The organism is Tateyamaria rhodophyticola (genome assembly GCF_047777875.1).
GTDB lineage: Bacteria > Pseudomonadota > Alphaproteobacteria > Rhodobacterales > Rhodobacteraceae > Tateyamaria.
Map to the genome: position 1 here is coordinate 259,420 of NZ_CP180519.1, position 13,000 is coordinate 272,419.

The following is a 13,000-nucleotide window of genomic DNA, read 5'->3' on the forward strand; positions in this document are numbered from 1 at the left end:
GGGCCAGTATTACTTGGCCCGCGGCGCTGGTCTGAGCGGATCTGCGTCAGGCGGCTTTGTGCGTGCCGCGGATCGGATAGTCATTGGCCCGGATAAAGGTGATCCCGCCCAGGACCTTGTCGAGGTCGGGACGCAGGAACGGCGCGTTCGACACGTCCACCATCTGGATCGCGCCATCCCCGTTCACCACAAACAACCCCGGCTCGGCAAAGGGGCGGTCGGTTTCCTGCGGGCTGCGCGGGTCGGAAACATAAAGCCCAAGGGCATTCATCTGCGCGACGCTCAGGCCAAACCCCATGGGCAGCGTCGGCGCAAACTCATCCGCCATCGCCTGCGCCTTGTCCTCGGGATCACCCGATGCCACGACGATGTCGACACCCTGGTCATGGAACTGCGCCTGCATCTCTTCCAGCTGCCCCAGGTATTTCTTGCACAGCGGACAATGCAGACCGCGGTAGATGACAACCAATTGCCAGTCGCGCCCGCCCTGCGGGTCGCCAAGGGTCACCGTCCCGCCCCCAAGGCGCGACAGTTCGGTTTTGGGAAACGGGGATCCAGCGGTGAGTGCGGCCATGGGAGGGCTCCTGTGATTGCTTCTGGATGATCGACCTAAGGACCTATGCGCTGCGCACAAGGGGCGGGGCTTGACCCGTTCTGTGCAATCCTGCACGGGGGCGTCATGGATTTTGATACGGTCATCATCGGCGCCGGAGCCGCAGGCATGATGTGCGCGGCCCACGCCGGTGGCCGCGTTCTGATCGTGGACCACGCCCGCGCACCGGGCGAGAAAATCCGCATCTCCGGCGGCGGACGCTGCAACTTCACCAACCTCTACACCGATGCCGCCGCCTTCATCAGTGAGAACCCGCATTTCGCCAAATCGGCCCTTGCCCGCTACACGCAATGGGATTTCATCGACCTTGTCGACCGTCACAACATCGCGTGGCACGAAAAGACACTGGGGCAGCTCTTTTGCGACGTCTCCGCCAAGGATATCATCGCGATGCTGCGCGGCCTGATGCAGCGCGCCGGGGCCGAGCTACGCCTCGAAACGGGCGTGCAGACACTGGCCCGCACGGACGGCGGATTTTCCCTGACCCAGAGTGACGGCAACACCGTGACCGCCACCCATGTCGTCATTGCGACGGGCGGCAAATCGATCCCCAAGATGGGGGCAACCGGGTTTGCCTATGACATCGCCCGCCAATTCGGGATACGGGTGACGGATATCGCCCCTGCCCTCGTGCCGTTCACTTTTTCCGACAAACGATTTGCCGACATCTCGGGCGTGTCCTGCCCGTCTCGGGTCACCGCAGAGGGCCCTGCCTTTGACGAAGCATTGCTGTTCACCCACCGCGGGCTGTCGGGGCCGGCGGCGCTGCAGGCGTCAAGCTACTGGACCCCGGGTGCGGCGATCACCGTTCATCTCGCCCCGGATGTGGACCTGACCCGGATCCTCAAGGACAAACGCCGGAGCGACGGCAAAAAGGCGCTGACCACGGAACTGGCCCGCCACCTCCCTGCACGGCTTGTCGACCATCTCGCCACGCAAATGGACCTGTCGGGCCGACTGGGCGACCTGTCGGATGCGCGGATCGCGGGACTGCATGCATCCCTCACGCACTGGGAACTCACCCCCACCGACACAGAAGGTTACCGCACCGCCGAAGTGACCCGGGGCGGCATCGCAACGGACGCGCTGGACGCAAAAACGATGATGGCGCGCGATGTGCCCGACCTCTTCTTCATCGGCGAAGCGGTGGATGTCACGGGCTGGCTCGGCGGGTACAATTTCCAATGGGCGTGGTCCTCCGCCATGGCCACCGCACGGCACCTCGCAGGCCAGTAAACGCAATCTTGGTCCGAACCCGTCGGCACGCCGCCCCATAAGCGACGGCGCTTGCGCAGGGTTGGCGGGTGGGCGCCTTTGCCAACGGCAAATAGACCACCCCGCCAACCCGCGATTGACGCACTCCGCCGCATCGTCCATCAAAGACCAAAGCTGTGCGCCACGGGGACTGACATGAACATACCGCTCAAGCCGGAGACCGGCGATGGCAGCCTGTTTGACCGCCCGCTCTTCGAAGATCCGGCCGCGCGTGCGCTGTCCCGCGTGGGTGTCGTGGACGTGGGATCGAACTCCGTCCGGTTGGTCGTGTTTGACGGTGCGGCCCGCTCGCCTGCATATTTCTACAACGAAAAGATCATGTGTGCGCTCGGCGCGGGCCTGTCGGACACCGGCCACCTCAATCCCGAAGGCCGCGCCCGCGCCCTTGGCGCGATCCACCGGTTTCAACGGCTCGCGCATGGCATGGGGCTGAGCGGGCTGACGGCCGTGGCCACAGCGGCGGTGCGCGACGCCTCCGATGGCCCGGAGTTTTGCGCCGAGGTCTTGCGCGAAACCGGGCTCAACATCAAGGTCATCGACGGGCGGGAAGAGGCGCGACTGTCGGCCCAAGGTGTGCTTCTGGGCTGGCCCGGCTCTTACGGCCTCGTGTGTGACATCGGCGGATCCTCCATGGAACTGGCCGAGATTTCGGGCGGCCAGGTGGGCCGACGCGTCACATCCGATCTGGGCCCGCTCAAGCTGCAGACGCTCAAGGGCGGGCGCAAGGGGCGCAAGGCGCACATCAAGACCAAACTCGAAGAGTTGCAGGCCACCATGGGCACACAACGTGACCGCCTGTTCCTCGTCGGCGGGTCATGGCGCGCGATTGCACGCATCGACATGCACCGGCGCGGATATCTTTTGAACGTGCTGCACGAATACCGCATGACGCCCCGGGCCGTGCAAAAGACAACCAAGTTCATCGCCGAATGCAAGGACCTCGAAGCGCTGCGGCTGGAGTGTGGCCTGTCCGGCGCGCGTATGGCGCTTGTGCCGCTGGCCGGCGAGGTTCTGGCCCGGCTGGTCAAGACGTTCCGTCCCAAGGACATCGCCATTTCCAGCTATGGCATCCGCGAGGGGATGCTCTATGAACAGATGCCGCAAAAGCTGCGCGACCGGGATCCGTTGATCGAAGCGTGCCGCTTTGCCGAGGCCAAGGACGCGCGTATTCCCGGTTTCGGCAAGGTGCTGTTCGACTTCATAGAACCGCTGTTCAAATCCGCGCCCTACGCGCGCAAGCGGCTGATCAAGGCGGCGTGCCTTTTGCATGATGTCAGCTGGCGTGCCCATCCCGATTACCGCGCCGAGGCGTGTTTCGACAATGCCACGCGCGCCAACCTTGGCGGGTTGAAGCATTCGGAACGGATTTTTGTCGGGCTCGCGTTGCTCCACCGCTACCGCAACAGACGCGAAGGCACGCACTTCGAATATCTCTACGACCTGATCGACGAAAAAGCCCAGCGCGACGCCGAGGTCCTCGGCAAAGCCATGCGGTTTGGTGCGATGCTGTGGATGGAAAAGGATGCGGATCGAGGCAAGATCCGCTGGTATCCCAAGAAAAAGCAGCTGGAACTGCGTCTGACACCGGATGCGTTGCCGCTCTTTGGGGAAGTCGCAGAGGCGCGGTTGAATGCGCTGGCCAGCGCGCTTGAGGCCGAAGTGAAGGTCAAGACCCGCCGTGCGTAATCTGGGGGGCGCTGCCCCCGGCCTGCGGCCTCCCCCGTGGTATTTTCAGCCAGAAGAAGACGCGGTCAGATCTCTATCTGATCTGCCGAGTCGGGTTTTGGGGCGGGGACGGGTTTGCGGCGGATGATGATATCGCCGTTGTCGAGGATTTCCGGGGGCGCATAGCCGCTCCAGTCCTCGACCTCTTCCAGAAGATCGCGCAACGCAGGCCCCATCTGCGCGGCAAAGTCCCGCACTGCGGGGCCAAATTCCTCCGCCATTCCTTCCATATCTTCAAGCGCAGGTTCCAGTTCGCGCAAGAGCCCTTCCATCAACATCTGCACCCCGCGTTCCATCAGGCTAAGCCCGCTGCCGTTTTCCTCGGCCATCGCGGGGGTGGCACAGGTCAGCAACATGATGAGAAATGCGCGTTTCATGACAGGGATATGGGGCCTCATATGTCGATATCCAAGCTGACCGGGAAATGGTCCGACCCGGCGACAAGCGCATCGCGCAACGCATGGTTCCGCCAGCACTCAGGATCATCGAGCGGATGCCAGATGCGCCAACGGGGCGCCCGCGCGGCAAGATCAGACGACACCATGATGTAATCGAGCAGCGCCTGAAGAAAGCGTTTTTCGGGCCCGATCCAAAACCGCGCGGTGGTCGGCACCACACCCAACCGGCGCGGTTGCAGGGCCATCTGTGCATGCGGATCGATCAGCCCGGTATCCCCGTCGCCCAGCACGATTTCAACCGAGGACCGGCCAAAGAGGTGTTCGTATTCGTCCAGTCCCGGACCGTCATTGAGATCGCCCAGCACCATCAACGCCTCCCCCCGGCCGAGATGCGCATCAATCCGTCGCCGCAACCAGATCGCCTGCGCCAGTTGCTTGCGCCGGTTGGCGATGGACAGGCGCATAACAGCGTCCCGGTCTTTCGCGCCATGCGGCGCCTTTGACTTCAGATGAGCACCGATCAGGCGCAGCATCGTCCCCTGTTTCGTGGTCAGCGCAAGCTCCAGCGGCGGCTTTGAAAAGACGACCGTGTCGGCGCTGGCATCAATGTCGAGGTCGATCGAAAAGGTCCCGTCAAAGCGCGGCGCCCCCTCTGTTTCTTGCGGATCATGGCGCACCTCAAGCGTGTCCGGATCATAGAGCAACGCGATTTCCTGCTGCGTGTCATTGGCGAACCCGATGACGGCCCGCCGGGCCCGCAGGCCCGCGCGTGTGGCAAACGCCTCCAGCGCGGCGACCGTATCGCGCCGGGTGTTCGTATCGGGCGCTTCGACCACCAAAACGGCATCCGCATCCAGCGCCTGAAACACAGTGACCAACGCATCCGTCTGTTCGGCGCGGCTGACGCCATACCGCGCGGCACGCTGATCATCGTCCCAGAGCGTGCCATCATCGGCAAACAGGCTGTTCATCCATTCGATGTTATAGGTAGCAATCCGCATCAGCCGTGCGATGCCTGGATGTCTTCCCACGCGCGATTGATGTCGATCATGCGCTTTTCGGCCAGACGCACCGCTTCTTCTGGCACGCCGCGGGCCATCATCGCATCGGGATGGTTCTCGCGCACCAGCTTGCGCCACGCCGCGCGCATATCGTCCAGCGCCATGTCCGGGCTGACACCCAGCACGCTGTAGGGATCAGGTGCCGCATCCGGGACAAACCGCGCCCGCAAGGCCCGGAAATCACGATCCGATATGGTAAAGATATGCGCAACCTCTTCCAGAAACGCATCCTCGTTCGGGTGATAGAACCCATCCGCCATGGCAATATGGAACAACCCTTCGAGCAGGTCGGTCAACGTCTCGGGCTGGGTCCGGAACATTGCGTGGATCCGGTTGGCGTAGTCCTCAAACCCCGCCACGTCCTGCCGCGCAAGATTGAACACCTTGGCCGCGCCAGCCTCGTCCTTGGCCGCGATATGGAACACTTCGCGAAACGCCGTGACCTCATCCCGCGTGACATGACCATCCGCCTTGGCCATCTTGGCCCCCAGTGCGATCACTGCAATGGCAAAGGCTACGCTGCGCTCCGGCGGGGCCCGCAATTGATCAAAGACCGCCGCAAGGCTCTCACCCGAGGTCAACGCCGCGATGGCATCGGATATGCGGGACCAGATGGACATGCGCCGTACTCTATCCGGGTCTGATCGGACTGTCAGGCGGATTGAGCATTTTCTGCATCAGGATCAGGTCCAGCCATTGCCCCGCCTTGCGCCCGACCTGCGGCATGCGCGCCGTCTCCACAAAGCCAAGGCGCGCGTGGAACCGCACGGCGCCGGGGTTCGCCCCGCTGATGGCTGCGATCATGACGTGATGCCCGTCGCGGCGGGCATGTTCCATCAGATGATGCAACAGCGTGGACCCCGCCCCCTGCCCCTGCGCGCCAGGTGCCAGATACACGCTGTGCTCGACGGTGGCGGCGTATCCGGGACCCGGGCGAAACGGGCTGTAAGTAGCAAAACCGGCCTGATCCGGCAGCACGAAAACCGGGCGGGTTTCGATCATCGTGGCGACGTCTTCGGCGCTTTTGGGGTGGGTTGTGAACGTCACAAGAGTATCGGCAATGATCCCGTTCCAGAGGCCCGCGATCCAGTCTGTGTCGCGCTCTGTTGCGCGCGCTACGACAGGCTGCATTGACCCGACGGGCCATCGAACACCGCCTCCATACCGATATCGCCGGTTTCGACCGCTATCCGGTCGTCGCTGATCCTCTCCGCCAGGGTGCGCACCAAGGCGTCCCCGTGCGGGTGGCGCAGGGTAAGCCGGCGCAAACGCAGGCCCGATGGCACCAGTCGTGCCGCAGGGTGCACACCCGCCGGCCACTCGATCAGCGCGGGCCACAGGTTGTCAAACGGCGTCGTGCCTGCATCTGAAACGGCCATGCGCCACCGCAAATCGCCCCGTGCCACAGCCACGGGCGCGCCACATCCTTGCGGCATATGATCCAGTGCGCGGGCCATATCATCGACCGATGCGGCCCAATTGCTAAGCCGTGCAGGTCCGGCAAATCGGTCAAGGTCATACCACCGCGCCCGCTCCGGCGCAGGGCGCTCAGGGTCCGGGGCAATCGCCTCAAGGTACAGCCCCGCTTCCAGCCCCAAAAGCGCATTGTGGGTGTGAAAGACTGCATGTTGCCCACCGGCCTGCATCTTCACCCCGAGGCTGTCCTCGATATGGGCCTGCGCTTCCGCCAACGTCGTCGCGCCCACCACCAGATGGTCGAGGATCATCATGCCCGCTTCCTCCCAAGCCATGACCGTGCGGCGTCTCTATGCCTTCTTCTGGCTCGAAATACCACGGGGGTCTGGGGGCTGGCCCCCAGTCCACACCGGTCCAATCGGCGCTTAATCGGCCCGCAGCAGGTCCAGAATCTCCTGCGCCGCCGCCGGGATATTGGTGCCCGGACCAAAGATCGCCTTGACCCCGGCATCATAGAGATACTGGTAATCCTGCTGCGGAATGACCCCGCCGCAGATCACGATGATCTCCTCCGCGCCCGCCTCGCGCAATGCATCAACCAACTGCGGCGCAAGCGTCTTGTGACCGGCGGCCTGTGACGAAATACCGATCACGTGCACGTCGTTGTCGACCGCATCCTGTGCCGCCTCTGCAGGGGTCTGGAACAACGGGCCCACATCCACATCGAACCCGATATCGGCGAACGCCGTGGCAATCACTTTGGCACCGCGGTCATGACCGTCCTGCCCCATCTTGACCACCAGCATACGGGGACGGCGCCCTTCGGCCTCGGCAAAGTCCTCCACCGACTTCTGGATCGCGGCAAAGCCTTCGTCCCCCTCATAGGCCGCACCATATACACCGGCGAGCGTTTTAACCTCGGCGCGGTGACGCCCGAACACTTTTTCCATGGCCATGCTGATCTCTCCCACGGTTGCACGTGCCCGCGCGGCCTCGACCGCCATTTCCAACAGGTTGCCATCGGCACCTGCCGCCGCCTCCAACGCATGCAGCGCCGCCTGACAGGCATCCTCATCGCGTTCGGCGCGGATGCGGGCCAGCCGCTTGACCTGGCTGTCGCGGACGGCGGCGTTGTCTATGTCGAGAATGTCGATCTCGTCTTCCTGCTCCAGACGGAACTTGTTGACGCCAACGATCACCTCATCGCCCTTGTCGATCAGCGCCTGCCGGGTGGCGGCGGCCTCTTCGATGCGCAGTTTCGGCATGCCGGAGGCCACCGCCTTGGTCATGCCGCCCATCTCTTCGACTTCCTCGATCAGCTTCCACGCCTCTTCCGCCAGATCGTGGGTCAGCTTTTCGACATAGTAGGACCCGGCCAGCGGATCGACCACGTTGGTCACCCCCGTCTCATTCTGCAGGATCAGCTGCGTGTTGCGCGCGATCCGGCTGGAGAATGGCGTGGGCAAGGCAATCGCCTCGTCAAAGCTGTTGGTATGCAGCGACTGTGTGCCGCCCAGAACCGCGCTCATTGCCTCGAACGCGGTGCGCACAACGTTGTTGTACGGATCCTGTTCCTGCAAGGACACGCCTGACGTCTGGCAATGGGTGCGCAGCATCAAGGACTTGGGGTTCTTGGGGGCAAATTCCGACATGATGCGGTGCCACAGCAAACGCGCCGCGCGCAGCTTGGCCGCCTCCATGAAAAAGTTCATGCCGATGGCAAAGAAGAACGACAACCGGCCCGCGAACTTGTCCACATCCATGCCCCGCGCCAGCGCCGCGCGCACATATTCGCGCCCGTCCGCCAGCGTGAACGCCAGCTCCTGCACCAGGTTCGCGCCCGCCTCCTGCATGTGATATCCGGAGATGCTGATGGAGTTGAACTTGGGCATCTGGTTCGACGTATAGTCGATGATGTCCGCAATGATCCGCATGCTGGGTTCGGGCGGATAGATATACGTGTTGCGGACCATGAACTCCTTGAGGATGTCATTCTGGATCGTGCCCGAGAGTGCGGCACGGTCCACGCCCTGCTCCTCGCCCGCAACGATAAAGCTCGCGAGGATCGGGATCACGGCGCCGTTCATGGTCATCGACACCGACACCTTGTCGAGCGGTATGCCGTCAAAAAGGATCTTCATGTCCTCGACGCTGTCGATGGCCACGCCCGCCTTGCCCACGTCGCCCACGACCCGTTCGTGATCGCTGTCATAGCCGCGGTGGGTCGCCAGATCGAAGGCCACCGACACGCCCTGTTGCCCCGCGGCCAGCCCCTTGCGGTAGAAAGCGTTCGATTCCTCGGCCGTGGAAAACCCGGCATATTGCCGGATGGTCCAAGGGCGGCCCGCATACATTGTGGCCTTGACCCCGCGCACGAAGGGTCCCGCGCCGGGGATCGTGCCCAGATGGTCGACCCCGTCGAGGTCCTCTTCGGTATAGATCGGCTGGACGTCGATGCCCTCCAGCGTCTTCCATGTCAGTTCGTCCAGCGGACGGCCGCGCAATTCCGCCTCAGCCAGATCGCGCCATGCGTCTTTCTTCGAACTCATTTATGTGTCCTCTCATCATTGGACCGGTGGGCCATTCGGCCTCTGTCCAGTCAACATCCTCTGTCAGTGTGGCCAGCCCGCTTGCGCCGGACTTGAGCCAAAACATGTCATCCGCATAGGCTTCGCGCAGGGCCGCAACCTCGGCGCGCAGGAACGGGTTCCAGCGATCCCCCGGTCCCCGCATACCGCGCGTGTCACTGCCACGCTCGGCCAGCAGCGAGCGCAGGTGCGGCAGCTCGGGCCGCCGGTTCAACCAGTTGTTGCTGTGATCCTCGGGAACCGCATATCCCAGAGCCGCAGACAGCTGCGCATCCGGCCGCCCCACGAACCTCTCGAACGGCATGACCTTGATCTCGGCCTCGGGTGCTGCGCAAGCGACGTCGGTGATCACGTCCCGCCAGACGCGCTGCCCCGATGCAATCGTCGCCAGGGTGGCGCGATCCGGCACCGGATGGCCGTTCATCACGTCCAGCGCGGCCACCGACATCCAGTAGTGGTCAAGCGACCGTATCCCCAAAACAATCTGGTCAACCGCGCCGTCAAAGGCGGCGACAAAACGCGCGACCCGTTCGCCCGCATCATCATAGAGCGACCGCTGGCGCAGGTTGCGCGTCATCGACCCCATCATGTTCTCTTCGCTGATGACCAGCGTGTGCGAGCCGAAATTTTGCTGTACCTTCTGCATGCGCAGTTTCAACCGCCCGCGCGCCCGTCCCATGGCGCATTTCCGGGCCATCGGCGTGGGCTGCTGAATACCGGCGAACATGCCCTGGCGGGTGACGCGCGGCCCCCAATAGGTGACCCCCTGCGCGCGCAGCGCAACCTTGTTGCGCGCCATATACGCTTGGAAGGTCGTGGTGCCAGTGCGATGTGCGCCGATGTGCAGAACAAGTTTCATATGCCGTTTCCCGATCTTTTTGCAGGCCGGCCCACATGCCGCCTGCCACTGTGTCGGGAATTGATCTGCCACGGACGCGTTAGTGCATGATTAACGCTAAATTTGCCGCGAGCGCCCGTCGCAATCGCGGAAAAAGCCGCTACATTACCCTCAACAGGAGAGATCATGAAACGGCTATTACCCTTTGTTTTTGCTTCCATAATCGGCGCTGGAGTGAGCGCGGAAACGCTTGATCCGCTTGCCCTTGTCGGCACCGATGTTTCGGATTTGGAACAATTTGTCTGGAAAAACCGCCCCATCGTGGTCTTCGCAGACAGCCCCAACGACCCCAATTTCGACCAGCAGATGGAGTTTCTGGCGGACCAGGTCCAGGCCTTGGCCGACCGTGATGTCGTCGTGTTGACCGATACGGATCCGGGCGCGCAGGGCCCGCTGCGCGAAAAACTGCGACCGCGCGGCTTCATGCTGGTGCTCATCGGCAAGGATGGCGGCGTGAAGTTGCGCAAGCCGTTTCCGTGGGACGTGCGCGAGCTGAGCCGGACCATCGACAAGATGCCAATCCGCCAACGCGAGATCCGGGACAGGCGCGGTGTCGAGGACAGCTGAACCAACGCACGACGCGCTGCCCGGATCATCAACCGATCCGGGTGCACGCACGGCACGTTGACGCCGCTGACATATGACGCCGCAGCCGTCACTTATTCGAATTCCATGATCACGTCGTCCACGGCGAGGCTATCGCCCGCGCCTGCGTTGATCTTGGACACGGTCCCCTTCTTCTCGGCGCGCAGGATGTTTTCCATCTTCATCGCCTCGATGGTGCACAGCGCCTGTCCTTCCTGCACCTCCTGCCCCTCTTCGACGTCGACCTTGACCACAAGGCCGGGCATCGGACACAGCAGCATCTTGGACGTGTCGGGCGGCAGTTTTTCGGGCATGAGCCGGGCCAGTTCGGCCTGACGTGGAGTGCGCACATGCACCTTCAGCTCTGCGCCACGGGTCCGGATGTTGAACCCGCCCGACACCTTGCCGACCTTGAGCACCAGTGGCGCGCCATCCACGACCATGTCGGCCAGCGTGTCACCGGGGGTCCAGTCACCGCTCACCCGCAGCATCGCACCATCGGCAAATGTCACGGTGGACCCGTCATGATCCGCCGCGATGGTCATGTCATGGGACTGCCCCTGCAGGGCCACGTTCCATTCGGTGCCCACTTTGCGTTCGTGGTTGTCCATGCGGCCCGAAATCCGGGTGCGCCTGATTTCGGCCACACGGTGCATTGCGGCACAGGCCGCCGCGACCCGGCGGACTTCGCCATCGGGCAGCGTCACGCCTTCGAACCCATCGGGGTATTCTTCGGCGATAAAGGCGGTTGTCATGTCGCCGCTCACGAATTTCGGGTGGTCCATCACGGCAGCGAGGAACGGCAGATTGTGCCCGATCCCTTCGACCTCGAACCGGTCCAGCGCCACGCGCATCGATTCAATCGCGCTGGCCCGGTCCGGCCCCCATGTGCAGAGCTTGGCGATCATAGGATCGTAATACATGCTGATCTCGCCGCCCTCATAGACGCCGGTGTCATTCCGCACGACCTCGGCCGATGGCACCACACCGGGCTGGTAATCGGCGGTCTCGGCAGGCGGGCGGTAGCGGGTCAGACGGCCAATCGACGGCAGGAACCCGCGATACGGATCCTCGGCATAAAGCCGGTTTTCGATGGCCCAGCCGTGCAGTTTCACATCGTCCTGCTGGATGCTCAGCGGCTCACCGTTGGCCACACGGATCATTTGTTCGACAAGGTCCACACCGGTGATCAGTTCCGTCACCGGATGTTCCACCTGCAAACGTGTGTTCATCTCGAGGAAGTAGAAGTTCTTGTCCCCGTCCACGATGAATTCCACCGTGCCCGCACTCGTGTAGCCGACCGCCTTGGCCAGCGCCACGGACTGCTCGCCCATCGCCTTGCGCGTCGCCTCATCGAGGAAGGGGCTGGGGGCCTCCTCCACTACCTTCTGATTGCGGCGCTGGATCGAACACTCCCGCTCGCCGAGGTAAATGCCGTTGCCATGGGCGTCACAGAGCACCTGAATTTCGATGTGACGCGGTTGGGTCACGAATTTCTCGATAAAGATCCGGTCGTCGCCAAAGGAATTCGCCGCCTCGTTCTTGGACGACTGAAACCCTTCGCGGGCCTCATCGTCGTTCCAGGCAATGCGCATCCCCTTGCCACCACCCCCGGCGGAGGCCTTGAGCATCACCGGATAGCCAATCTCATTCGAGATTTTCACCGCCTCTTCGGCGTCCTCGATCAGACCCATATAGCCGGGCACCGTGCTAACGCCTGCCTCCTGCGCGATCTTCTTGGAGGTGATCTTGTCCCCCATCTTCTCGATGGCACCTTTGGGCGGGCCGACAAAGGCGACGCCTGCGGCCTCAAGCGCCTCGGCAAACTTGGCATTCTCCGACAGGAAGCCATAGCCGGGATGCACCGCCTGCGCGCCCGACGACTTGATCGCCTCCATCACCTTGTCGATGACGATGTAGGACTGGTTCGCGGGCGGCGGGCCGATATGCACCGCCTCGTCCGCCATCTGCACGTGCAGCGCCTTGGCATCCGCGTCCGAATAGATGGCAACAGTCTGAATGCCCATCTTGCGCGCGGTCTTCATGACGCGGCAGGCGATTTCACCACGGTTGGCGATCAGGATTTTGTCAAACATGAGCAAACTTCTCTTTTGGTGATGGGTGCGCAGGCACCCAGGCGATGATCGGCCGCATCAAAATGCGGCGAACGGATTGATATGTTTCGTGGGCGGCGCAACGGGTCACTTTTTTGCGTGTCACCGGGGCGTGTCCACTCTGTGTTTTGTGATGCGACGGCTCGGCGCAGGCTTGCAACGTAATCAAATCGTTGCACCGGCCCGCACGATCACGCGCCCCACCCGATTTGCACGACAAGGCACTCTGCGTCACGTCCCGGTTACCCCAATTGATTTGAGCGGACCGAATACGCTGCGCAGTCTTTCCCAACACCGCACTCACGCACATTTTGGGAAGGACACTCA

Annotated in this window: 12 protein-coding genes; 3 read left to right on the forward strand and 9 right to left on the reverse strand. The window is 62.9% G+C overall.

Features of this window, described 5'->3' with window-relative positions; genetic code table 11:
• Positions 1-46: 46 nt before the first annotated feature.
• A complete protein-coding gene (locus tag ACERHN_RS02640) occupies positions 47-574 on the reverse strand; it encodes a redoxin domain-containing protein (RefSeq protein ID WP_415921095.1) in 528 nt (175 codons plus the stop codon).
• A 105-nt stretch (positions 575-679) separates the two neighbouring features.
• Here ACERHN_RS02640 and ACERHN_RS02645 point away from each other — a divergent pair, with 105 nt between their 5' ends.
• Together ACERHN_RS02645 and ACERHN_RS02650 are read left to right on the forward strand one after the other, a co-directional pair.
• A complete protein-coding gene (locus tag ACERHN_RS02645; RefSeq protein ID WP_415921096.1) occupies positions 680-1,849 on the forward strand; it encodes an NAD(P)/FAD-dependent oxidoreductase in 1,170 nt (389 codons plus the stop codon).
• A 174-nt stretch (positions 1,850-2,023) separates the two neighbouring features.
• Complete coding sequence (locus tag ACERHN_RS02650; protein ID WP_415921097.1) at positions 2,024-3,574, forward strand: Ppx/GppA family phosphatase; 1,551 nt, start codon at positions 2,024-2,026, stop codon at positions 3,572-3,574.
• A 65-nt stretch (positions 3,575-3,639) separates the two neighbouring features.
• On the opposite strand, the gene ACERHN_RS02655 is transcribed toward ACERHN_RS02650, so the two are convergent.
• The 7 genes from ACERHN_RS02655 to ACERHN_RS02685 all read right to left on the reverse strand — a co-directional run bounded on the left by ACERHN_RS02655 (position 3,640) and on the right by ACERHN_RS02685 (position 9,935).
• The gene (locus ACERHN_RS02655; protein ID WP_415921098.1) at positions 3,640-3,990 is read right to left on the reverse strand and encodes a hypothetical protein; all 351 of its coding nucleotides are present in this window, start codon (positions 3,988-3,990) and stop codon (positions 3,640-3,642) included.
• 17 nt (positions 3,991-4,007) lie between these two features.
• Entirely contained in the window at positions 4,008-5,012 is a 1,005-nt protein-coding gene (locus ACERHN_RS02660; protein ID WP_415922791.1) for an endonuclease/exonuclease/phosphatase family protein, read from the reverse strand.
• The gene (locus tag ACERHN_RS02665) at positions 5,012-5,692 is read right to left on the reverse strand and encodes a TerB family tellurite resistance protein (protein ID WP_415921099.1); all 681 of its coding nucleotides are present in this window, start codon (positions 5,690-5,692) and stop codon (positions 5,012-5,014) included. Before ACERHN_RS02665 ends, ACERHN_RS02660 begins: the two co-directional genes overlap by 1 nt.
• A 10-nt stretch (positions 5,693-5,702) precedes the next feature.
• Positions 5,703-6,203: a GNAT family N-acetyltransferase gene (locus ACERHN_RS02670; RefSeq protein WP_415921100.1), complete on the reverse strand. Its 501-nt coding sequence runs from the start codon at positions 6,201-6,203 to the stop codon at positions 5,703-5,705.
• The gene (locus ACERHN_RS02675) at positions 6,188-6,823 is read right to left on the reverse strand and encodes a VOC family protein (protein WP_415921101.1); all 636 of its coding nucleotides are present in this window, start codon (positions 6,821-6,823) and stop codon (positions 6,188-6,190) included. The genes ACERHN_RS02670 and ACERHN_RS02675 overlap by 16 nt, the downstream gene beginning before the upstream one ends.
• A 90-nt stretch (positions 6,824-6,913) precedes the next feature.
• A complete protein-coding gene (scpA, locus tag ACERHN_RS02680; protein ID WP_415921102.1) occupies positions 6,914-9,037 on the reverse strand; it encodes a methylmalonyl-CoA mutase in 2,124 nt (707 codons plus the stop codon).
• Positions 9,000-9,935, reverse strand: a complete 936-nt coding sequence (locus ACERHN_RS02685) for a hypothetical protein (RefSeq protein WP_415921103.1) — start codon at positions 9,933-9,935, stop codon at positions 9,000-9,002. Before ACERHN_RS02685 ends, scpA begins: the two co-directional genes overlap by 38 nt.
• 165 nt (positions 9,936-10,100) lie before the next feature.
• On the opposite strand from ACERHN_RS02685, the gene ACERHN_RS02690 reads away from it, so the two are divergent.
• A complete protein-coding gene (locus ACERHN_RS02690) occupies positions 10,101-10,541 on the forward strand; it encodes a DUF4174 domain-containing protein (protein WP_415921104.1) in 441 nt (146 codons plus the stop codon).
• A 92-nt stretch (positions 10,542-10,633) separates the two neighbouring features.
• Here the strand turns inward: ACERHN_RS02690 and ACERHN_RS02695 are convergent, their stop codons facing one another.
• On the reverse strand, positions 10,634-12,655 hold the full coding sequence (locus tag ACERHN_RS02695) for an acetyl-CoA carboxylase biotin carboxylase subunit (RefSeq protein ID WP_415921105.1): 2,022 nt from the start codon (positions 12,653-12,655) through the stop codon (positions 10,634-10,636).
• Positions 12,656-13,000: the final 345 nt, after the last annotated feature.